The following is a 22,035-nucleotide window of genomic DNA, read 5'->3' on the forward strand; positions in this document are numbered from 1 at the left end:
TTAAAAAGGCATCAAATCAACAGATGTCTCATCAGCGCAATGACAATGCCTATACTCTGAGTTAACCCTATTGATTTACGAAGGAGTAGGTATGTCCTGTAAACTTCAGGCAGTACTATTTATCGCCTGTTTTTTCTCTGCTTCAGTTAGCGCCGCCCCTCAGAATACTTTACTTATCCGCCAGGGTTACCTGTTACCCATGACAGCCAACGGACAGGATCAGCCCTCGACCGACATCCTGATCCGCAATAACCAGATAGTACAGATCGGAAAAAATCTTGTCGCCGCCGACGCAAAGATAATTGACGCCCGAGGTAAATATGTAATGCCGGGGTTCGTCGATGCGCATAATCATTTATGGGTCACCACCATGCGTGGCCAGTTCAGAAATAAACAGGGAAAGTTTTTCCCTGTCAGTAACAAGTTAGCAAAGAAGATGCAGCCGGATGATATTTGGCTGGCAATGTATTCTGGTTCGCTTGAACTGTTACAGTCTGGAATCACGACTACTGGCGACTTCTTTGATAACATTCATGGCCCTGCATGGGGTGATGCTGGCTTCAGAGCGCTCGAAAAAAGCGGCATTCGCGCCATCATGTATTACGGTGGTCCCGATAAAACCACAAAAAGAATGATTGATTTGACGCACCTGGCTGAACTCAAAAAGCAGTCAACGGATCGTGTTCAACTCGGGCTGGGCTGGCGGATCCCCAGGGACTTATCCAGCCAGCAGAACTGGGCCATGCGGGATAAAGAATACAGGTTTGCTGTTCAACACAATTTGCCCATTCAGGTGCATGTCAGCGGCGATGCCCGCGCAATGTTCGATGCACTTATAGACCGTCAGTATTTATCGCCATCGCTGACAGTGATACACGCAAGCGATGCGCTCCCGCAGCAGTTAAATGCTCTGCAAAAATCGGGGGGTGGGCTGGTATTAACACCGGTCAGCGAGCAACGAGTTGGTTATGGGCTGACCCTGCTTAATCACTTTCAGGACGTTGAAAGGCAGGGGCTGGGCATAGATGGTAATGCATTGTCTGGCGGGGCTAACATGTTTGAAACGCTCCGCACAGCCGCGCTTACTGAAAGTGGTAAAGCAAAAGATGAAACGCTTCCAGACGCGCGCCAGCTTCTGGCGTTAGCAACGCGTCGCTCTGCTGAATCGATAGGGCTGGGGGAATTAACCGGCACCCTTGAAGAGGGTAAGCGGGCAGATATTCAGATAATTAATCCCAACACGCTGAATATGGCAGGATTTGGCGGTGGCGACCCGGCAGCCCTCATCGTCTACTCAGCTCAACCGGAAAATGTAGAGACGGTCATTGTCGACGGCCGCATTATCAAAGCAGATGGAAAACTGCAGGGTATTAATCTGGAAGAGCAGCTAAGAGCGACTAATGCTTCTGCAAAAAAACTATTGGAACATAGTGAATCGCAGATGTAATGAGGCCTGCTAATGTGCCAGCCATGAGGACATAGCAACGTCCGCTTTTGGCACAAAGCTGCCTTTGGAGAATCCATGTCCACTATGGGCGAAACCCGATATATGTAGGTTGCTATTTGACCAACCTTGTTTAGGTGGCTACTTTCGGACTGCACCAATCACGGTATCCGGCTGCATCAGTCCTGAAAAATCCCAGGAAGGTAGGCGCTGGGCGGAGACAGGCGGGCAAAAGTGCATGATTAATAGCTTACCCACACGGCAGTATGGGTAAGCACGATCCGCGAATCAGTTGAATACCATTCCGCCGTCGATCAGTAGCGATTGGCCGGTCATGTAGTCGGAATCCGGTCCCGCCAGAAATGCGACGCATGCGGCCACATCTTCCGGTTCAGATAGCCGGCCCAAAGTAATACGTTTTGCAAATTCCTGCGTCCCAAAGCCAACCGGTTTACCCGCTGCTTGTGAAATTTGCCTGTCGATCGATTCCCACATGGGGGTTTTAACAATACCCGGACAGAAGGCATTGACCGTAATGCCTTTCGACGCAAGATCTTTAGCCGCTGTCTGCGTCAGCCCGCGAACGGCAAATTTGCTGGAGCTATAAACTGCCAGCTCCGGATTGCCAACATGTCCTGCCTGAGAGCAGGCATTAATGATTTTGCCACCGTGATTTTCCGCGGAAAAAGCGCTAATCGCCGCCTGCATTCCCCAAATCACACCCTTAACGTTGACGTTATAAACCTTATCAACAATCTCCTCGGTGATATCGGTAATCGGTGTTGATGGCGCAATACCGGCGTTGTTCACAATGACGTTGAAATCACCCAGCGCATGGCGCGCTTCTTCAACGGCGTGAAAAACGTTATCGCGTTGGGTGACATCAACCTGCAGCGCGATAGCCTTTCCTCCTGATGTGACAATCTCATCAGCGACATGCTGCGCCGTTTCAAGATTGAAATCCGCGATGGCTACGGAAAAGCCGTCTTTTGCCAGGCGTAAGGCAATGGCTGCGCCAATGCCCTGTCCGGCGCCGGTTACAAACGCAACTCTGTTTTTCATAATCATATCCTTTCAATTAGAGAATTTGACTCAGGTGTAACTGACTCATCAGTAGCGGGTTATCGCTGTAGTCGACCGGAATTGCGACCACAGCGGGGCCGCTGACATCCATTGCTTTGCGCAATGTTGGCTCAAGTTCTGCCGCACTGTTAACGGAGAAGCCGGCTGCGCCAAAGGCTTCGGCATAGGCTTTAAAATCCACCGGACCGAAACTGACGCCTGAAACTCGCTGATACTTTTTCTCTTCCTGCATGGCGACCATGTTGTAGGCGTTATCAACCCAAATGATGTGCAGGATATTGGCCTTCAGCCTGACGGCAGTTTCCAGTTCCATGCTTGATTGCAAAAATCCGCCGTCCCCGGACACCGATACCACCTTGCGTGAAGGATCAACCAGCCAGGCACCAATAGCCCAGGGTAGGGCGACACCCATGGTCTGTTGACCATTAGAGATCATGATTTGGCGCGCACGGAAGCTATACAGATAGCGCGCTATCCAGATATGAAAGCTTCCCATATCAACGGTAAGGCTGATGTCAGAGTTAATGATGTCTTGCATCGCATGCACGATGCGCAGGGGATGCAGCGCAAATTGATTTAAGCTGGCACCTTGCATTGCCAGTAATTGGCGTTGCTGCTGGCGGTCTTCCAGTACAGTGGCGGCAGCGTGGCTTAGCGTTAATGGTGAGAGGATACGGGCGGCAATCTTGCATACGGTCTGCGCAATGTCGCCTACCAGTTCTGCATCGGGCTGGTAGCGGTTATCCGTATCAGCCGGTAGCACATCAATATGTACCAGGATGGCTTTGCCGCTGTTCCACATTGCCGGCTCATACTCAACCGGGCTATAACCGATAGTGATGATCAGGTCCGCCTGCTGTAATAACCGGTCTCCAGCCTGGTTGTTAAATAATCCAACCCGTCCAGCAAACCTTGAGAAGTGCTCCTGTCTGACTGCGCCTGCAGCCTGGTAAGTACTGGTAACGGGGATCTGGCTTTTTGACAGCAGTTCATGGATTGCGGCGCTGTTTTCTGGTTGGCTGGCCATCAGGCCCAGCAGGATAACCGGATTTTTTGCCCGGCTGATTTCCTGGCTGACAGCCTCAATTAGGGCATCGGGGGCCGCGCCCAACTTAACGTGTCCACTGTTTTGCAAAGGGCTGCCGGAAACCGGCTGATCAACAATATCCTGCGGCAGGCTGATAAAGGCACCTCCACCGCGTCCGTTTTCTGCATAACGAAATGCGTTAGAGACACATTCGGTCAGCGCGGAGGGGGCGGTGACCTCAACAGCATATTTCGTTACCGGACGAAACATCGACACGGTATCCAGGCTCTGGTGAACCTGTTTGGCGCTATCCGATCGTTTTACCGCTCCGCCAATGGCCACCACCGGATCGCCTTCGCTGGTGGCGGTTGCCATGCCGGTAACCAGATTCGAGCAGCCTGGTCCGGAGGTCACAAGTGCAACACCGGCATGTCCCGTAAGTCGGCCTACCGCTGCGGCCATAAAGGCAGCATTTGCCTCATGCCTGACAGGGATGAGTTGAATGGGAGAATCCACTAATGAATCAAACACTTTGTCGATTTTGGCTCCGGGGATGCCAAACACGTGGTTTACGCCTTGTGCTTCAAGCTGCGCGACCACGAGATCGGCGCCGCTGTTCCAGTGAGTGTGGGTTTTTAACGTTTTCATATTGCCCCCTATTGTTAGCTTTCGACGGCGCGAATGGCTTCATCAAGATTGTGCGGCGTAAGCTCTGCTTGAAGAAATTCATTATCCCGGGGAAGATCAATGACAAGCTTATTAATGGAGCCAAAGGTTAGCGTTCCTTCCTTCAGCACATAATCGAGGATGTGCCCACCGCCTTGCCGGTCATCCGTAATAAAGTGCTCGTGATAACCCGCCACGTTGATTCCCTGCATGTACTGCGGCGTACGGAAGCCAATCAGTTCACCCTGCGTCTCTTTAAATGCGAAGGTTGGCTGATCGCCCAGCACTTCCGGCATCGAGCGATAAGGGCGACATTGGCAGGGAACGGTTCGAGTCCGTACGGCATGAAAGCGACCACTGATACGCATGGCACAGAATTGGTTATCTGAAGTGATTTTGCTGTCGATAACCTGATGAACCTCTTCTCGCGTGGCGGTTTCGGTAAAGCGGTAGCGATTTTCAGGTTTGAAAAAAGTCATCACAGCAAACGGCGTTTGTTGCTCGGGCTGAGCAGGATTGGCGCTGCCATCGGAGCGTAACTGATAGACCTTGCTGTCGAAGGCAATGAGTTCTCCATCCAGCTGGTTGAACGTACCCAGGCCAAAATCGCCTTTCTTTAACAGATCGGACACCGTGGTGGATCCGTCATAAACACCGCTCAGCAGCGCGCTCATCAGTGAAGTCTGATAGATAACCTTTTCTGGTGAATCATCATGGAGTTTAAAGACGGTTTCTCTCAGCTGTTCCTCGCATGAACAGGCAGATACAAAATTACACATTTGCCACCTCGCAAACCAATAGTTAAGCCGTGTTAATATCATGGTGGGCTTTTTGGCTTACCGAATCCAATAGCGAAACCTGTTAACTTTGAGACGTTTTTGATATGGAACTTCGCCATCTGCGTTATTTTGTTGCTGTCGCCGAGACGCTACATTTCACCCGTGCTGCCGAAATGCTCGGCATTTCTCAGCCACCGCTGAGCCAGCAAATACAGCGACTGGAACATGAGATTGGGACACCATTACTGAAACGCCTGACGCGCGGCGTTGAACTCACCGATGCGGGAAGGGCATTCCTAAATGACGCCACTGAGATTGTGCAGCTGGCCGACCATGCGCTTGAGAAAGCCCGTGGTATGGCGCGGGGCATAAGCGGAAAGATGTCGCTCGGGTTTGCCAGTTCTGTCGCTTTCGGGGCTCCCGTGTTTGACCTTCTTCAGCGTTTTAGAACGCGTTATCCGGCAATGGAACTCATTGCCAGGGAAGAGAATATGGCTTTGCTGATGCAGGATCTGCGGGATGGGTTGCTTGATGCGGCGTTTATTCGTTTGCCGTGTGAAAGCAGCAAAGCGTTCAATTTGAAAGTCATCGCTACCGAAAGAATGATGATTGCGTTACCTGCGGGCCATGCATGTAGCTCCTCTGGCACCATTGCATTAGCGCAGTTGGTGGACGAAACATTGATTATGTTTCCGCGTGAAGTCGCTCCCAGCCTGTATGAGCTCATCGTCAGCACCTGTCTGCGCGCGGGGTTCACCACAACACGATTTATTCAGGCTCCCCAAATCACCTCGTCTCTCGGCATGGTCGGAGCAGGTTGTGGCATCGCGTTGGTACCAGAGTCCATGTGCTGTGTGAACAACCCGCATGTTACATTTTGCGAAATAGAGAATAACACCCTGTTTACCGATATCGCCTTTGCCTGGCGGCGCAACAATCCCTCCAGGACGGTGATGCATCTACTCAGTTTGATTAGCCAGTGATACGGCTAACTCTGTGACATTGATACAGTGCTTGATCTTTATCGAATGATACGGACAAGGCAGCTTACTTTTTTTGTTGCGACACCAGTGCAAAATATGGATGTTGCCCAGCCAGCAACAATAACAATTCATATTCGCCCTGGCTGAGCTGCCCTGGATTCTTCGCAGACTCTTTCGACTGCCAAACACGCAGGCTAAGATCGAAACGCTCAGCGGCACTCTGTTGTGAAAGGCCAGCGGCAAGCCTGAGATCACGAATATTATGCTGTACGGCCACGGGCCGCTCTAAAAGTTGATTTCTCAAAGAAAACTCCTTAAATACGGGATGGAGTGAATTTGGGTGTATCGCTCACCCGCCTCTAAACATCACGTTAACTTGACCTGGATGCAGTGTTTTAATTTTCTCATTTATCAGAGGCTTATTAAGAAGAAATGAAAATAATTATTTTTTAGTTTAATGAAATAGATATTGTTAACACATGTCAGAATAAATCGCTGGCCTCGCCAGGATTACTCTCCTTTTTTATCCCCACCTCAACAGCAGGAATATTCCTCTATTTTATCCAGGGTGATTGTTCAATATAGGGAATGTATTGCGCTGGCAAGCCTCATGCCGGGCGTTCCTACATAAAACAGAAAAGGATAAAAATAATGAAAAACCGTCAATACATTCAGCGGCGTATTCCCGCAGACCTCAGTCAGGTAGAGATACGCGAGCAGTGGCAAATCACGTTCTGGACTCTGAAGTTAAGCACCACACAAGACCGACTGAGTCAGGCCCTGCGCGAAGTCGGGCCGGACCTGGAGAACGTGCGCGCGTGGCTTGAGACAACCCCCACTTCTCGCCCAAAACGTTAGTGCCGGTCAACCGTTAACCACCCCCGTGAGGGTGGCGAACGGACCTTGTGGTAGTGAAGTGCTGCTTATAAACGCCCGCGATAACCTGCGGCGCGTCGTAAACCTGCCCAACAAAAGCGTGTGTGCATAAGGTTTTCCCCGGTGTTGTCACTATAAATAAGAATTTTTATCATTTATGTATATCGCGTGCTTTATAATAGCGCGCTATTTATGTAGCTTTTTTATTGTGACAGTTAGCTGGAAAAAGTAAAACGTTTGCACGATGAAATAAATGTATCGTCATTAGATAATTATTTCGTTAAAGAAAGTACAAATAGCTGCTTTCCCAACGGGACACTCTTTACGTTCCAGAATAATCATTCAGGTACGCCTTCCCTAAGCGGCAATACACTTCCACTGAGTAGATAGATCAAAATTCCGGTCGTTGCTCTTGGCTAGCCAGTCAGAGGAATGAATTAAAAAAGTAACCAATTGATAACCAGCGTGGGAGATCTGTTTTTTTTTGCTACCTTCAAACTATCCATAACACCAGTGGATGAAGGGATATTCAGGCTCAAATAACACCTGCACATATCGCTGTTACGTTAAGCAACCTCCGCAGGGGCTGCAGCATCATAAATTACATTCACGTGAGCCGAATTTGTATGAGCAAAAAAAATCATCGCACAGTACCAGGCGTACACCCCTATGATGGCCCGGCGGGCGGTTGGGGAGCACTTAAGGCAACCGCAATAGCCGTTAAAAACCAAATGGATACCTTAAAAGCGCCGCCTACGCTGATGCGCACTAATCAGCCCGATGGGTTTGATTGCCCCGGATGTGCCTGGCCGGATAAGGATCATGGCTCAACCTTCCAGTTCTGTGAAAATGGCGCTAAGGCGGTCACATGGGAAGCGACCACCAAGCGCGTTACGCCGGCATTTCTTGCCGAAAACACTATTACGTCGCTGCTACAGCGTTCCGATTATGAGCTGGAGGGATACGGCAGGTTAACCACGCCGCTGCGCTATGATGCAGCAAGCGACACCTTCATCGAAGTGAGCTGGGAAGAGGCTTTTACGCGTATTGCCAATAAGTTAGCTGCACTGCCGCCAGATGAGGTTGAGTTCTATACCTCCGGTCGCGCATCAAACGAGGCGGCCTATTTGTTCCAGCTTTTTGCCCGGGAGTATGGCACTAACAATTTTCCTGATTGTTCAAATATGTGCCACGAGGCAACCAGCGTAGGTTTGCCTCAGTCGATTGGGATCGGTAAGGGCACCGTGTCACTGGACGATTTCGATAGTGCAGAGCTTATTCTCTCAATGGGTCATAACCCAGGGACCAATCATCCGCGCATGATGGGAACGCTACACGAGCTGGCGCGCCATAACGTACCGATTATCGTGTTTAATCCGCTGCGCGAACGCGCGCTTGAGCGTTTTGCCGACCCGCAGAATGTCATGGAGATGGCAACCAACAGCTCAACCGATATCGCGTCAACGTATTATTTGGTCCGTGCCGGTGGCGATTCGGCTGCGCTTAAAGGTATCGCCAAAGCGGTGCTGGCGATTGAGGCTGAAACCGGTACGGCACTGGATCATGACTTTATCCGCGAGCACACAGAAGGGTTTGAGCGCTTCGCGGCGGACATCGAAGCCACATCCTGGGCATTAATCGAGCAAGACTCTGGCCTGAAGCAGGCAGATCTCAGGCGCGTCGCTGAAGCTTACGTCAAATCGAATGCCACTATCCTGACGTATGGTATGGGCATTACACAGCACAACCGCGGTACGGATAATGTGCGCCTGTTGGTCAATCTGCTGCTAATGCGAGGCAATATAGGTAAACCCGGCGCAGGCGTTTGTCCGTTACGAGGCCACTCCAACGTGCAGGGTAACCGTACCGTGGGGATCACTGAGAAACCGTCGTCCGATTTTCTCAATAAGCTGGAAAACGTGTTTGGATTTACACCACCGTCGCATCATGGTCATGATGCGGTGCAGGCGATGAAAGCGATAGTCGATAAGCAGTCGAAGGCGCTCATTTGCCTCGGAGGAAATTTTGCCGTGGCGCTGCCCGATTCAGACGTGACCTTTCCGGCGATGCGTGAACTTGAACTCAGTGTTCACATCGCGACCAAGTTGAACCGTACTCATCTTCTGACCGGGAAAGAGACACTACTGCTGCCGTGCCTTGGCCGTACCGAACTGGATGAGCAGTCTGGCAATCGCCAGTCGGTCACTGTTGAAGATTCCATGTCGATGGTGCACGCCTCTTCCGGAAAGTTGAAGCCAGCGTCGCCGCTGCTGCGTTCTGAACCGGCCATTGTTGCCGGGATGGCCAGCGCGGCTCTGCCGAGAACGCGGGTTAACTGGAATGAGTTGATAGCCGATTACGATCTCATCCGCGACCTGATCGAAAAAACCATACCCGGATTCGATGATTACAATGCCCGCATTCGCCAACCCGGTGGTTTTCAGATGCCACTGCCGCCGCGGGATCGCATCTGGCCGACCCCGAGCGGTAAAGCGATGTTTTCGCTTTATCAAGGCACGCATGAAGACTTGACGGTGCCGGGCGACGACGTGCTACGTCTGATTACACTTCGCAGTCACGATCAATACAACACGACGATTTACGCCATGGATGATCGCTACCGCGGAGTATTTGGCCGCCGTGACGTCCTGTTTATGTGTGACTTTGATCTGGAACGTTTGGGGCTTGAGCACGGGGATGTTGTGGATCTGGAGTCAGCAGTGCCGGGCTTCCGTATGCGTCTGGAATCCATGACGGTAATTCGCTATGCCATCTCACAGGGATCGATTGGAGCCTATTATCCGGAGGCTAACGTCCTGATCCCGCTGGATTACATCGACAAGGAGAGCGGTACGCCATCGTATAAATCTGCGCCGGTACGTATCACGCTGCGGTCACGCGACGTTGTCACTCCGCAGGCTGTTGAATCCCATTAAAGTGAAAATAAGGCAGGCTTGCCTGCCTTCTGATTGCCACAACCGTGGCAAAAGGGTCGCCAGTTTGCAATGTCTTAAGGTCTGCTATGAGCGAGGAGCAGAGCCCTCATCGTGAGGACAGCAAATGTCTACGGGAACGGGGTCACTTCAGAAGGAAAGTGTGACTGTCCAGTATTCATCAGGATCAGCCCCACCGAAGAGGGGGCGGTGAGCAGTGCCTGTGCATTCTGTGGCGTGCCATAAAGCGCATAAGGCACACGCATCAATCGGCGCGTTCTTTCTTCTGTTTTCTGTCTATCTGCAGAGTGCCTTACATTTAAATGCCTTAGTTGCAGGCACGCTTTTTCTACCCTCTGGTGTCGGCTTTCTCATTGGTCCGTTACTGACACCGTACCTGAGGCAGTATGCCGGAAATTACCTTAGCGCCATCGGAATGGGATGTGAAACCGCAGGTTTGGCAGGTATGGCAGGATTGATCGCTACGACGATGCCCGGTAACTCTCCCGCGATGCTGCCGCTCGCCATGCTGCTTTTCCTGACTGGGCTGGGGCAGGGGCTGGCGATGCCAACTCTGGTGCGGATGGTGACAGGCCGGGTCGCGCCACAGTTTTCAGGTATGATTGCAGGCATAACCAGTTCGACATTACAAATTAGCACCGCGTTAAGTGTCGCGGTTATCGGCGGCATTTTTTACAGCATGGTGGGGAACGGTAACAGCGTCGCAATAATTACACATGCTTTTATCGTCGCGCTTCTGACGATGGCTATCTGCCTGGCTATAGGGGCAGGGTTAAGTATCAGGCTAATTCGGCGCTCCTTTGATCGCTCTAGAAATCCGGAGGGCTTATCTCAAAGGTAACGCGACAGTTCTCAGCTGACGGTAAGCGCCATATAATTAGGCAGCAAGCTGAGAACGTGTTTTTATTTCTATTTTCCAGACAGGCTGTTCAGTTTCTGCAGGAAATATGCACAAGGATAATTCTTCGTTTTGCACGTACTTCAGGCAGATTATTTTTTATCGTATCAGGGATTTATTCGGTATTCATGAATAATTCGTGACATCAAAGTCGTCCGCTACTGGCACAATAAGGACATGCGCGCATGGCAATATCTTCTATGCTCAATGAGCAATGGGTGGATGGGTTAAACATCCTGAGCGCTGAGGGCATTTAATGTTGAAAATGCTGAAATTTATCAACGCATCAACTGGTGATGAAATCATGAAAAAATCTATCGTCCCTGAAGAATTTCAACATTATTTCGATGATTGGCACTTTTCCCCCGTTATCGAAGCAGATGGCACAGTATATCTTTCCGGTGTTACCGCAGCGCGAAGGGATAAACCTATAAGTAAGCATCCTGAAGAACAATTTCATGATGCCTTTTATAAGCTTGGCGTTTATTTAAATGCCGCAGGCTTAAACTATGAACACATACTTGAGATGACCACTTTTCACATTGACCTCAAAATACATATCGACGTTTTTTCCAGAGTAAAAGATGAGTATGTAAAGGCGCCATATCCAGCTTGGTCAGCTATAGGCGTGTCAGAGTTCATTCCTGAAAATGCCCTTGTGGAAATGCGGATTGTAGCCAAAAGATAGTTTTAGGCGTGGGCACTAAAATAATAGTTGTGTCGGTTTCTGGCATCAAGCGGACCGGTATGTCAGGTCCGCTATGAGCGAGAAGCGGACATCCGACTTTTCCATGAAAACCGTTAGCTTTCAGTTAATCAAACAAAAGAAGGCGGAAATTCTCCTTAACTTTCTTCCTCCCTTTTATGGAAAATTAATTATTTTTAAACGACTGGTCGTAGATAATGCAATCTCTACCTGCTCTCTTAGCTCTGTACAGGGCATCATCAGCTGCATTGATAGCAGAGGAAGATGAGTCATGTTTAAGCTTTGTTGCCACACCAATGCTTAGCGTGATACCGAAACTTCCGTTGCATGCATCTGAAACCGAAGTTTTAATTTTTCTGATGATATCTTCTGCGTTGATATTATCAAAGATAACGATGGCAAATTCTTCACCACCCGATCTTGCAATAAAAACATTCTCGCTTACAAGATTACTTAGCCTCAGCCCGGTATCTCTCAACACCCTGTCTCCAGCCTCATGACCATATGTGTCATTAATTTTTTTGAAGTGGTCAATATCAGCAATGCAGATAGTTCCTGACCGGTTCTCCAATCCTCTCAATATAACATTCAAATGTCTTCTGTTAGGCAACCCTGTTAATTCGTCTGTAAGTGAAAGATTAACCGCTGATTTATAATTATGGTTCACGTAGGATATAAACTTTTCAAATAAAAAAATAATCATTAATATGGCTGGAATATAAATAATTGAAGCAATTAATGATGCTGTATCTCTTTCTATTAAACCAAGTCCGCCTGCCATTGAAGCCAGGGATGAGTTCAAAAGCAGAAACAAACTCACTCTAAAAACAAGCAAGTTCACCTCAGTAGATTGGATATTAAAAGATTTCCTGATAAACCATGCCATCACTGCTACAGTGCAAGAATTAATGAAGAAATAAAAGTTGATTTTTGAAGTGTCACCAATAGCAAAAGAGAGAACAATAATCAAGGTTGCCATAAAGCAAGTATAAGTGATCACCATCCTATAAAGAAGTCCTTTAGGAGATTCAACTTCATGTATGAGTTTGTCATGTATCTTGAAATTCATCACGCTATCCTGTTTTGGTCAGGTATAAATAGTACCACATAATTATTTATGGAGGTGATGGTTTGTGTGGCTGAGGTGACTAACCAGGAATGCTAATTTATTGTTTCAAATGAATAAAAAAAGGCTTCCAACTCAATCCTGCTGATTTTCTTTCTATTTATGATTAGATACTTATGGTTTCAATATTGTTCAGGATATACCCGACCTGCTCAGAAATTATTAATGTAATGCAAGACTATCAGCGCCCATTTCTGGCACAAAGGGGACATGTTTAGAAATGAGGTCTGCAATGAGTGAAGAGGGAAAAATAACGCTTCAGGCTCCGTTCATACAGTCCAACCTTACTGCCATATGCAGCATAAAAACTTGGCGGTTTTATACTCAGCGCCATAAGTCGGTGGATCTTCCCGTCAGCCCCGGTAACTTCCGCAACTGCGCGTGCGCGATTTCAGCAGCGTCCTCCAGGCCGAATACCCGCATACTGAGGTCAAGTTCACCGGCAAATACTCCCAGCCGCAGCCTGTTTCTGCAACAATGATAATATTCAGGCCGGCACTTTTAGCCTGGGCGGCGGTTATGCGTCCCGTGTATCAGTTGGCGCCATAAATCAGTAGTGTTTTCATGATTAAGGGTGCTGCCATTCTTTAAAGACAAATTCAAGGCTGTAGCCATCGGGGTCGAAAACGCCGGCGGCGTAGTAGCGGGGATCGTAGTGAAGCCGGGCGCCAGGTGCGCCATTGTCAGACGCGCCGGCACGCATGGCTGAAGCATAGGCTTCATTCACCATTGTTTGATTTCGCGCGACAAACCCGACATGTACAGCAGCTGGCGCAACAGTTCCTTCGCGAAGCCAGAAAAAAATCCGGCCCTGAGCACCGAACCCTTTCAAATCCGGGTGGCCGGGCGGCCCCTCTTTTCCGTCATAATCATGACGAACGGTGATGCCGAGAGGAGCAAGCGCTTCCGTATAAAAACGGACAGAACGGTCTGTATCGCTGACCGTTAAAAATAGATGATCGAGCATAAAACCTCCGGAAGGATTCAGATTTGGTAGCCGCCGGCGACCTCGATGGATTGTGCGTTGATCCAGACGCTGTCATCAGAGACCAGGCCTGCGATTACCCGGCCGACATCATCCGGCTCCCCCACGCGTTCCAGCGCGGTCTGTGAGGCGAGCAGTTTCTCAAATTCTTCGTTCAGTCCTCCGCCCAGCGACGTACGGATTGCACCCGGAGAGACTGCGTTTGCCCGGATGCGCCGCGGCCCGAACTCTTTGGCCATATAACGGGTCAGTACTTCAAGGCCGCCTTTAAAGGCAGCGTAGGGCGCAACACCTGTCGTGGCCACGCGCGTGGTGGCGCTGGTAACGTTGATGATGTGTCCTCCATCGCAAATCAGAGGCAGCAGCTTTTGGGTCAGGAAAAAAGGGCCCTTCAGGTGCACGGCAAAAAGAGTGTCGAACTCACTCTCCGTCACCGTTTCAATCGGGTTGAAGAGCCCAAACCCGGCGTTGTTTACCAGCACGTCAATGTGCTCACGTTCCCAGGTGATACTGACTATCTCCAGTAAGGCATCGCGGAAAGTGCCGAAGGTTTCGGTGCGAGCCACATCCAGATGCAGCGCAACGGCATGGCCGCCTGACGCTTCAATCTCCTTCACAACCCTCAGGGCAGATTCAGGATGGCTGTTATAAGTCACAATCACCCCCATCCCTTTAGCCGCGCACTGCTGCGCCACGCTGGCGCCAATTCCGCCACTGCCGCCGGTAATCAGTACAATTTTCAAGGTTTCATCCTTTCTGTCTGCGAGAGGAAAAAGGATAAAACCTCCGGGACAGCTCAGCCTCTGCGTTCCTGCTCGATTCTTGCCTTTTTCTGCTTTATGCTCGCTTTAATCATCATACGGAGGAGGCTGACCTTGACACTGGAACCCCTGCTTGACGAACTGCGCCTTCTGGCCGCTCATGCCCGAAACTGGCGAACCGAAACCGGTATACCGCGTGTGGCAATGGTGCAGGGGGACGTTCCCGCGCATGCTCTGGCTGCGGTCTATGAGCCGATGGTTAATCTCATACTGCGGGGAAGTAAATCCATGACGGTAGGTGACCGGATATTCCACTACAATCCTGCTTCTTACTTTGTCATGTCAGTAGATTTGCCAGCCGTAGGCGAAGTCCTTCCCGAGGCCACCGGTGCTCCTTATCTCGCGATCAGTCTGACCCTGAAACCTGAGCGGATAGCGACGTTGTTGGCTGATTTACCTCCCGTGAAGGCTGATCCACAGTCGGGTGCTTTTTCCGTTGCTGCCGTCACGCCCGAGCTGCTGGATGCCTGGGTAAGAATGCTTCGCCTGATGAAGAGCCCTGAAGATATCCCGGCTCTCGCACCGGTATATGAACGTGAAATCCTTTATCATGTTCTGAAAGGCCCACATGGCTGGATGCTGAGGGATATTGCTTCACCGGGAACCATGCTGGCGCGGATAGGTAATGCGATTCGCTGGATAAGACATAATTTTGCTGATGAATTTGTGGTTGAATCACTGGCCGCACAGGAAGCCATGAGCGTATCGGCTTTTCATCGTCATTTTAAGTCCGTGACAAACATGAGTCCGGTCCAGTATCAGAAGCGCGTCCGTCTTCTCCATGCCAGAACCAAATTACTGGCGCGCCAGCAGAGCGTCACGTCTGTTGCCATGGAGGTGGGTTATCGCAGCGTGCCTCAGTTTAATCGCGAGTACGCCCGTTTCTTTGGCCGCTCTCCTTTGAAAGACGTTGCAAGTCTAAGGTACGACGCTGATGGTGCAGAAAGCCCGCTGAATCACCACGTTTGATGCGGCAGTAAATTTTGCTGCCGTAACAAAGCAATAACTCACCACACGATATTTCACTTCGCGGGTAGCAGCCAGGCGAAACTAACAGGCCGTAATTCAGATGGGATTCAATTTCGCAAAGTGACGTCCGGCCATCTTACTCATCCTTTCTGACAGACGACTTCGATGTTATTACCGTCAGGGTCTAAGATATAAGCGGCGTAATAGTGAGAGTGGTAATGATTGCGAATTCCCGGTTCGCCATTGTCTCTACCGCCTACCTGTAGAGCGGCACGCCAGAATTCGTCGACTATGGCCCGTTCACTGGCAGCAAAAGCGAGATGTGTTGAAGCGCCTGTTATGTCTTTATCATGAAGCCAGAGCCTCGATGCAGGTAGCGTATACCCGCTATGAGTAAGAAGCGTCAGTTCATGATGCTGACTTTTGCTATCAGCCCTCTGGATATTTCCTCTCTTTCATCAAGTGAAAAGGAAGTCTTCAGCCTAAAGCTGTAGGGCTAGAGAGCATCTTATGCACCCGGATTATGATGGAGATACGGACGTTGTCTGACTGTCTGACGGGCCGGTAAGGGCAGGTGAATTTACAGTCCCGGCAGAGGCTAAATTTTCTTCAAACCAACCCAGAAAATTCTGCAGCTTTGGCCTGCTCCGATAGCCCAGCGGCATGACGAGATGATGTGCGCTGATGGTATGGCTAAACTGCTCAGGAAGGATCCTGACCAACGTACCCTGACGCAGGAATTTCTCTGCCAGAAGCTCGCTTTCAAGCACTACACCGTGCCCCATCGCGGCGGCTTCCAGGCTCATGTATGAACGATCAAACCTGAAAAGCCAGGGCTGGGCGGGCTGGGCGATGTTATGTGCCCGGAACCACTCAGGCCAGCGTAGTAATGTATTTTCCGAATAGATAAGCCTGCGTGAGATCAAATCCTCTGGCGCACTAACGGGTGCGTGCGCAAGGTACTCCGGTGATGCCATGGGCAGAATGCGTTCATTTCTCACGGACCTGATATCGAAACCTTCCCATGACGGAAAGCCATGTCGGATAGCGATATCCACTTCGCCGCGTCCGAAATCCACGTCCTCATACGAGCAGGCCAGCGTAACTTCGGTGCCGGGATACTGCTGCTGAAATGACTGAATGCGCGGTAAAAGCCACAGGTAGCCGAAGGTGGGTGAGCTGTGAATATGGATTTTGTTCACGCGGCCTGCGGCCTTCATCTCCGCGGTTGCCTGAATCAGCCCCTGTAGATGCACGCCAATGATCTCCAGGTAAGCTTCTCCCCTGGCGGTCAGTTTCACGCCGGCAGCGTGACGTTCGAACAGCTGGCACTCCAGGCTCTTTTCCAGCGTGGCTAGCTGATGGCTCGCGGCTGACGCGGAAATACCCAACGCTTCAGCCGCACGAACCACGTTTCCCGCCCGAGCAATATGCTCAAAAACCTGGAGACACTTCAGTGAAGGGATCTCCGCATAATTTCTCATTTTTCAAACCTTGTAACACCAGACTGACCCTATTTTATCAGCTTCAAAAAGGCGGTCACAGTCAATCCTCACTAAGTGGTTAACCATTTGTCGAGATCGCTCTCACAGTTCTGTATTTACACAGCAAGCGTAAATGGACATATGAATGGGGTTTATTGTTAAGTGGTAAACCATTAAGACAATACCACTCAAGGGAACTTCTGATGACAGAACTGAATCACAACCTTCACGGCCTTTCTGAACATGCTTATTCGATTCGCCGGCATGCCCTGCGTATGGGCGCCGTGCAGGGACAGGGCTACATAGGGCAGGCACTGGGCATTGCTGATGCGCTCACGGTGGCCTATTTCCATGCCATGTCCTTCCGGGCGGAAGATCCTGAATGGGAAGGTCGTGACCGCTTTCTGCTTTCAATCGGTCATTACGCAATTGGCCTGTACGCCGCTCTCATCGAGGCAAAAATCATTCCTGAGCATGAGATAGAGAATTACGGTAGCGACAACAGCATTCTGCCAATGTCCGGCATGGCGGCCTATACCCCGGGGATGGAAATTACCGGCGGCTCGCTAGGGCATGGTTTGGGTATTGCTGTTGGCATGGCGCTGGGCCTTAAGAGAAAAGGGAACAATGCGGCGGTGTATAACCTGCTGTCGGACGGTGAGCTGAATGAAGGGTCGACGTGGGAGGCCGCGCTTTCCGCCAGCCACTGGAAGCTCAACAACCTGATCGCGCTGGTAGATGTTAACCGCCAACAGGCGGACGGAGACAGTCAGGAAGTTCTGGCCACTGAGCCGGTCGATAAAAAGTTTGAGGCGTTTGGCTGGTTTGCTCAGCGCGTGAACGGGCACGATTTGCAGGCACTTGTCAGTGCATTCGATGCGGCCCGGCATCACGCGGGCGATCAACCACGCGTGATCATTCTCGATACGCTGATGGGGAAGGGAGTGCCTTTCCTGGAAGAGAGAGACAAAAATCATTTCATTCGCGTAGCTGATGCCGAGTGGCAGCAGGCACTTGATGTCCTGAAACGCCATATCTGAAAATCACTTCCGACTCAATGAGGCCACTATGACCACTAAAAAACTGACCACATCTGCCATGATTGCTTCAATTGCTGAAGAGGGGCAGGCAACCATTCCGGCTCCTTTTGGCCATGCCCTGGTCGAGCTCGCAAAAAAACACAATGATATCGTCGGCATGTCGGCAGACCTGGCGGCCTATACCGATTTGCACATTTTCTCGCGCGAGTTCCCGGAACGGTTTTATCAGATGGGTATGGCTGAGCAGCTGCTGATGAGCGCCGCTGCAGGGCTGGCCCGCGAGGGGGCTACGCCTTTTGTCACCACCTATGCCGTGTTCGCCGCACGACGAGCCTATGATTTCATCTGTATGGCTATCGCAGAGGAAAAGCTTAACGTCAAAATCATCTGTGCATTGCCGGGGCTCACAACGGGATATGGCCCCAGCCATCAGGCAACAGAGGACATTGCTATTTTTCGCGGCATGCCGAACATGACCATCATCGATCCATGCGATGCCATTGATATTCAGCAGGCTATTCCGGCCATATATGAACATGAAGGTCCTGTCTATATGCGCTTGCTGCGAGGAAAAGTGCCGGTCATTCTGGATCGGTTCCCTGACTACAGGTTCGAGGTCGGAAAAGCGAAGCTGCTGGCAGACGGCCACCAGGCGCTGATTATTTCGACTGGCCTGATGACCATGCGCGCCATTCAGGCCCGTGACCTGCTGGAAAAAGAGGGTATCAGCGTCGCGATACTGCACTCGCCAACCATCAAACCACTGGATGAAGCAACCATTTGTCGTGAGGCGGAAAAACGTCACTGTCTGGTGATCACCGCAGAAAACCACACGGTGATTGGCGGACTGGGCGAAGCCGTAGCCTCCGCGCTGATGCGACACGGAATATTCCGGCCATTCAGGCAGGTCGGGCTGCCGGATAGATTCCTGGATGCTGGCGCGCTGCCAACGCTTCATGACCGCTATGAGATATCCGCACGTTCACTTGCCTCCAACATTGCATCCTGGATTAAACAATAAAGCATGTCATCCACACGCCTCTGCGTGTGCAGGGGTGTGTGCAACTCTGTTTTAAAGCCTTGCCATTGAAAATATCCGAAAGATAAAGGGCTTATCATGATTGATAAATTAAAAAGGAAGAGTCAGTACAGATGGTTTGTGATAGCACTCATTTTTATACTCTTTATGGTTGCACAGGCAGACCGGGCAAACATCGGCTTCGCTATTCCTTTTATCCAGAAAGAATATGACCTGACCAATTCAGAGATAGGTCTCATCATCAGCCTGTTTTTTGCCGGTTACGGACTATGTCAGATCCCGGCGGGCTTTTTTGTTAAACGTAAAGGGATCCGGGTTTCCTATGCCGCCGGTATGCTGTTGACATCCGTCTTCACGTTTATGATGGGCAAAGTTGATTCTGTCTGGCACCTTAAAATTCTGCGCGCGCTGGTGGGCGTCAGCGAAGCTCCCGTCGTGATCAGCTCAACGGCCACCATCAACAACTGGTTTCCAACGAAAGAGAAGGGGACGGCCACGGGCATTTTTCTGGCCGGTTCAAAATTCGGCCCGTTGCTGGTTCCTCCCATCTGTGCCTGGATTCTGATTCATTATGACTGGCGCCATATCTTTCTGTTCTTTTCAATACCGGGAGTCATTCTGGCTTTGGTGTGGTATGTCCTGGTCAGGAATACCCCGGCAGAAAGCCGCTTTGTGAATCAACAGGAGGCGGATTACATCGCGGAAGTCAGCCGTGATGAAGAAGGGAGCAAGCGACGTTTCAAAAGCCGGGCGTTCCGATATGGCTTCATTGACCGCATGATCAGAACGACAAAGCTCATCCCACTCGACTCATCCCGGTCTATTTTCCGGTCATGGGATATTTACGGTGCAGCAATCGGTTACATGTGCATGGTGGGGATTGTTGACGGCGTGATTATGTCCTGGCTGCCAAAATATCTTCTGCAGGAACACAAGCTGTCCATTGTGGCTTCCGCGGCGCTTGCTGCCACGCCGTTCGCCGGAAACGTGATAGGGAATCTTTGCGGCGGCTGGATTTCGGATAATCTGCTGGCCAAGCGCCGCAAGCCCCTGATGATGTTCAGTGCAGTCTGCACGATTGTGATGACAGGGTTGATGACTATAGCGCCACAGAACCCCTACCTGCTGGGCCTGCTGCTGTTCTGCCTGGGATTTCTGATAGCGCTGGGGTACTCAGCTTACTCGGTATATGCCATGGCTCGGGCGTCCAGGGAAACCTATCCGGTCGCTTACGCGATTATTAACATGGGCGGGCAGCTGGGAGCGGTGTGTATGCCTCTGATCGTCGGAGTATTGCTGGATAACTACAGCTGGAATGCGGTGTTCATCACGCTGGGTATCGCCGCGGCACTGTGTCTGGTGGTGGTCTTTACCATTCGTGAACCTCTGCCTGCAGGTGCTGAACTGGAGTGATAAACAGCCAATGTAACCGGCTGCACGCAGCCGGTTGCACGATCACTGCATAAGCAGATTCATCAGCATATTTTCCCGCTCCCAGTGGGCGAAATGCGCCTCCATGGCTACCCTGGCGGCATCGGGATCGCGGGCCGCAATGGCCTTAACAATATCTTTGTGATTGCTGTTAATGCGGGTTTCCGATTCGTTCAGACCTTTCATGATGCTGCGTCGTCTTCTTAGCAAATCGGCGATGAAAGAAGCGATGCTCTGATAAAAAAGCATGATGACAGGATTATGGGTCATACCAGCCAGCACCAGGTGAAACTGATAGTCTGCCTCAACCTTTTCTTCAAAACCTTCAACCGTCACCATCAGATCGCTCAGGCGTTCGAGTTCGGCAATTTCTTCATCAGATGCATGCGTGGCCGCTTCTTCGGCCAGCATTTTCTCGAACATTTCCCGGGCGTCTTCGATGGTATCGAGCGAGATGTAGCCTAACTGTGAGGCAATATCAAAATAGAGGTTGGCAAATGACAGGCGAGGCATTCTGAGAAACGTTCCGCTTCCCTGATTACGCTCAATAAAACCAAAAAATTCCAAAGAGGAAAGGGCATTTCGGATAATGGATCGCTGAACCCCCATTTTTTCCGCCAGGACCCGTTCAGAAGGCAGTCTGTATATGCCATTTTTATCAATTGCAGCAGTCGCGAGTATCCGTTTGATCAGGGACTGACTTTCTTCGGGGATTCCGGTCATGTTTATCACATAAGATGATTACAGAGGGCGGGTGGGTTACCGAATATCCTAACGCCTGCATCAGGGGATGACAACATAAGAGGCGTGCCGGGCGGGGACAGAACAGCATTCTGAGCAAAAGTTACCCGTTCTCCCCGCAGGTAATGAAATCAGACCATTACCTGCCGGTCAGATGGTTTCAGGCGTTTCCGCCCGCTATTTTTTTCAGTGCCACGACTTCTGAATGCTCAATATACGGCGGGAGTTCGCTGAAGAGTTTAACGATATGGTCAGCATTCAGATGCTTTTGTAGTAGGTCAAGAGAAGACCATTCTTCGGTCCAGACAAAACGACGGGGATTCTCTGCGTCCTGGTTAAGCTGATAAGTAATGCAGCCTTCTTCACTCAGAGTTCTCGCAATGACGCTGCAAAACATTTCTTGAACCTTATCTTCAAAGCCTTCCTTAACAGTAAATAATGCGACGACCGGTACAGTCATAGTGCCTCCTGAATAGTAACAATTGGCTTATTGAGCCTGATCAAACAAGTTATTCACGCCGCTCAGGGCAGACATGAAATCAAGATAGATGCGCGTCTTTGCACCGAATCGGATGTCATTGACAATCGTGAGCGAGCGCAATAGTGGATAAAGCCTGAAGTCCGATTCATTGATCTCTTCCCGGTACTCCAGGATAGTCTCGAGTTCACCGAGCCTGGCATTCCCTCTGCCTTTCAAGAACCTCCCGCCATACTGCCCATCAACGTAGTGAACGATATCCATACTTTCAGCCATGAAGGTGTCGTCGTCCTTCTCAAGGATAGGGGCAATTTTTTACTTACCATTCTTGTGGACGTTTCAGCATCAGACATGACGCGCAGTTCAAAAGGAATTTTCTTTATCCCAAAAATCATGCGGGCCCGCACGCAGAATGGACAATGCTCGTAAATATGTAATTTCATCAAGCAACCTCCTTGTAGATTTTAGATTACTCACAAGTAACATTACTCAATAGTAATGTTAC

General features: G+C 50.4%; 21 protein-coding genes and 4 pseudogenes. 10 read left to right on the forward strand and 15 right to left on the reverse strand.

Going from position 1 to position 22,035, the window contains the following annotated elements:
- Nucleotides 1–91: 91 nt before the first annotated feature.
- A complete protein-coding gene (locus IB226_RS11600) occupies nt 92–1,447 on the forward strand; it encodes an amidohydrolase family protein (RefSeq protein ID WP_192235530.1) in 1,356 nt (451 codons plus the stop codon).
- Between the two features lie 285 nt (nt 1,448–1,732).
- Here IB226_RS11600 and IB226_RS11605 read toward each other — a convergent pair whose 3' ends face one another.
- The 3 genes from IB226_RS11605 to budA are packed head-to-tail and all read right to left on the reverse strand — an operon-like array spanning nt 1,733 to nt 4,999.
- The gene (locus IB226_RS11605) at nt 1,733–2,506 is read right to left on the reverse strand and encodes a (S)-acetoin forming diacetyl reductase (RefSeq protein WP_192235625.1); all 774 of its coding nucleotides are present in this window, start codon (nt 2,504–2,506) and stop codon (nt 1,733–1,735) included.
- Nucleotides 2,507–2,522: 16 nt separating this feature from the next.
- The gene (gene alsS, locus IB226_RS11610; RefSeq protein ID WP_192235532.1) at nt 2,523–4,202 is read right to left on the reverse strand and encodes an acetolactate synthase AlsS; all 1,680 of its coding nucleotides are present in this window, start codon (nt 4,200–4,202) and stop codon (nt 2,523–2,525) included.
- A 14-nt stretch (nt 4,203–4,216) separates the two neighbouring features.
- The gene (gene budA / locus IB226_RS11615; protein WP_192235535.1) at nt 4,217–4,999 is read right to left on the reverse strand and encodes an acetolactate decarboxylase; all 783 of its coding nucleotides are present in this window, start codon (nt 4,997–4,999) and stop codon (nt 4,217–4,219) included.
- Nucleotides 5,000–5,103: 104 nt separating this feature from the next.
- Between budA and IB226_RS11620 the strand changes: the two genes are divergently transcribed.
- On the forward strand, nt 5,104–5,982 hold the full coding sequence (locus IB226_RS11620; RefSeq protein WP_192235537.1) for a LysR family transcriptional regulator: 879 nt from the start codon (nt 5,104–5,106) through the stop codon (nt 5,980–5,982).
- Between the two features lie 64 nt (nt 5,983–6,046).
- On the opposite strand, the gene IB226_RS11625 is transcribed toward IB226_RS11620, so the two are convergent.
- Nucleotides 6,047–6,286 carry a transcriptional regulator gene (locus tag IB226_RS11625; RefSeq protein ID WP_110868383.1) on the reverse strand — a complete coding sequence of 80 codons (240 nt, stop codon included), beginning with the start codon at nt 6,284–6,286 and terminating at the stop codon, nt 6,047–6,049.
- A 347-nt stretch (nt 6,287–6,633) separates the two neighbouring features.
- Here IB226_RS11625 and IB226_RS11630 point away from each other — a divergent pair, with 347 nt between their 5' ends.
- Both IB226_RS11630 and IB226_RS11635 read left to right on the forward strand, forming a co-directional pair.
- Nucleotides 6,634–6,840, forward strand: coding sequence for a DUF3606 domain-containing protein (locus IB226_RS11630; RefSeq protein WP_101761078.1), 207 nt, complete (start codon nt 6,634–6,636; stop codon nt 6,838–6,840).
- 644 nt (nt 6,841–7,484) lie between these two features.
- Nucleotides 7,485–9,794 carry an FdhF/YdeP family oxidoreductase gene (locus IB226_RS11635; RefSeq protein WP_192235539.1) on the forward strand — a complete coding sequence of 770 codons (2,310 nt, stop codon included), beginning with the start codon at nt 7,485–7,487 and terminating at the stop codon, nt 9,792–9,794.
- Nucleotides 9,795–9,949: 155 nt separating this feature from the next.
- Here the strand turns inward: IB226_RS11635 and IB226_RS23250 are convergent.
- A pseudogene (locus IB226_RS23250) lies at nt 9,950–10,066 on the reverse strand (LysR family transcriptional regulator); the annotation flags it as partial.
- On the opposite strand from IB226_RS23250, the pseudogene IB226_RS11640 reads away from it, so the two are divergent.
- Together IB226_RS11640 and IB226_RS11645 are read left to right on the forward strand one after the other, a co-directional pair.
- Nucleotides 10,057–10,653: pseudogene (locus tag IB226_RS11640) on the forward strand (MFS transporter); the annotation flags it as partial. The pseudogenes IB226_RS23250 and IB226_RS11640 overlap by 10 nt on opposite strands.
- Before the next feature lie 361 nt (nt 10,654–11,014).
- Nucleotides 11,015–11,398: a Rid family hydrolase gene (locus tag IB226_RS11645; RefSeq protein ID WP_192235626.1), complete on the forward strand. Its 384-nt coding sequence runs from the start codon at nt 11,015–11,017 to the stop codon at nt 11,396–11,398.
- 184 nt (nt 11,399–11,582) lie between these two features.
- Here the strand turns inward: IB226_RS11645 and IB226_RS11650 are convergent, their stop codons facing one another.
- From IB226_RS11650 to IB226_RS11660, 4 genes and pseudogenes are all read right to left on the reverse strand, one after another.
- Nucleotides 11,583–12,485 (reverse strand): GGDEF domain-containing protein, encoded by a 903-nt coding sequence (locus tag IB226_RS11650; protein WP_110868391.1) that lies wholly within the window; start codon nt 12,483–12,485, stop codon nt 11,583–11,585.
- 307 nt (nt 12,486–12,792) lie between these two features.
- Nucleotides 12,793–12,873, reverse strand: a pseudogene (locus IB226_RS23405) (TetR/AcrR family transcriptional regulator); the annotation flags it as partial.
- Nucleotides 12,874–13,110: 237 nt separating this feature from the next.
- Entirely contained in the window at nt 13,111–13,509 is a 399-nt protein-coding gene (locus IB226_RS11655) for a VOC family protein (protein ID WP_192235541.1), read from the reverse strand.
- A gap of 17 nt (nt 13,510–13,526) precedes the next feature.
- Nucleotides 13,527–14,270 (reverse strand): SDR family NAD(P)-dependent oxidoreductase, encoded by a 744-nt coding sequence (locus IB226_RS11660; RefSeq protein ID WP_192235543.1) that lies wholly within the window; start codon nt 14,268–14,270, stop codon nt 13,527–13,529.
- Between the two features lie 96 nt (nt 14,271–14,366).
- On the opposite strand from IB226_RS11660, the gene IB226_RS11665 reads away from it, so the two are divergent.
- Nucleotides 14,367–15,317, forward strand: coding sequence for an AraC family transcriptional regulator (locus IB226_RS11665; protein WP_192235545.1), 951 nt, complete (start codon nt 14,367–14,369; stop codon nt 15,315–15,317).
- 140 nt (nt 15,318–15,457) lie between these two features.
- Here the strand turns inward: IB226_RS11665 and IB226_RS11670 are convergent, their stop codons facing one another.
- Together IB226_RS11670 and IB226_RS11675 are read right to left on the reverse strand one after the other, a co-directional pair.
- Nucleotides 15,458–15,760: a VOC family protein gene (locus IB226_RS11670; protein ID WP_370579611.1), complete on the reverse strand. Its 303-nt coding sequence runs from the start codon at nt 15,758–15,760 to the stop codon at nt 15,458–15,460.
- A gap of 78 nt (nt 15,761–15,838) precedes the next feature.
- The gene (locus tag IB226_RS11675) at nt 15,839–16,801 is read right to left on the reverse strand and encodes a LysR substrate-binding domain-containing protein (protein ID WP_192235547.1); all 963 of its coding nucleotides are present in this window, start codon (nt 16,799–16,801) and stop codon (nt 15,839–15,841) included.
- Between the two features lie 203 nt (nt 16,802–17,004).
- On the opposite strand from IB226_RS11675, the gene IB226_RS11680 reads away from it, so the two are divergent.
- From IB226_RS11680 to IB226_RS11690, 3 genes are all read left to right on the forward strand, one after another.
- On the forward strand, nt 17,005–17,841 hold the full coding sequence (locus IB226_RS11680) for a transketolase (protein ID WP_192235548.1): 837 nt from the start codon (nt 17,005–17,007) through the stop codon (nt 17,839–17,841).
- Nucleotides 17,842–17,869: 28 nt separating this feature from the next.
- Nucleotides 17,870–18,862 (forward strand): transketolase family protein, encoded by a 993-nt coding sequence (locus IB226_RS11685; protein WP_192235549.1) that lies wholly within the window; start codon nt 17,870–17,872, stop codon nt 18,860–18,862.
- Nucleotides 18,863–18,958: 96 nt separating this feature from the next.
- Entirely contained in the window at nt 18,959–20,293 is a 1,335-nt protein-coding gene (locus tag IB226_RS11690) for an MFS transporter (RefSeq protein ID WP_192235550.1), read from the forward strand.
- Between the two features lie 42 nt (nt 20,294–20,335).
- Here the strand turns inward: IB226_RS11690 and IB226_RS11695 are convergent, their stop codons facing one another.
- From IB226_RS11695 to IB226_RS23260, 4 genes and pseudogenes are all read right to left on the reverse strand, one after another.
- Nucleotides 20,336–21,034: a FadR/GntR family transcriptional regulator gene (locus IB226_RS11695; protein ID WP_192235551.1), complete on the reverse strand. Its 699-nt coding sequence runs from the start codon at nt 21,032–21,034 to the stop codon at nt 20,336–20,338.
- Between the two features lie 178 nt (nt 21,035–21,212).
- Nucleotides 21,213–21,512 (reverse strand): putative quinol monooxygenase, encoded by a 300-nt coding sequence (locus IB226_RS11700; protein ID WP_110868401.1) that lies wholly within the window; start codon nt 21,510–21,512, stop codon nt 21,213–21,215.
- Nucleotides 21,513–21,539: 27 nt separating this feature from the next.
- Nucleotides 21,540–21,794, reverse strand: a complete 255-nt coding sequence (locus IB226_RS23255) for a hypothetical protein (protein ID WP_225608290.1) — start codon at nt 21,792–21,794, stop codon at nt 21,540–21,542.
- Nucleotides 21,771–21,973, reverse strand: a pseudogene (locus tag IB226_RS23260) (glutathione S-transferase N-terminal domain-containing protein); the annotation flags it as partial. The pseudogene IB226_RS23260 and the gene IB226_RS23255, both read right to left, overlap by 24 nt.
- Nucleotides 21,974–22,035 lie beyond the last annotated feature (62 nt).

The sequence above is a fragment of the Pantoea sp. PNT03 genome (assembly GCF_014852515.1).
In the GTDB taxonomy this organism is placed as follows: Bacteria; Pseudomonadota; Gammaproteobacteria; order Enterobacterales; family Enterobacteriaceae; genus Pantoea; species Pantoea leporis.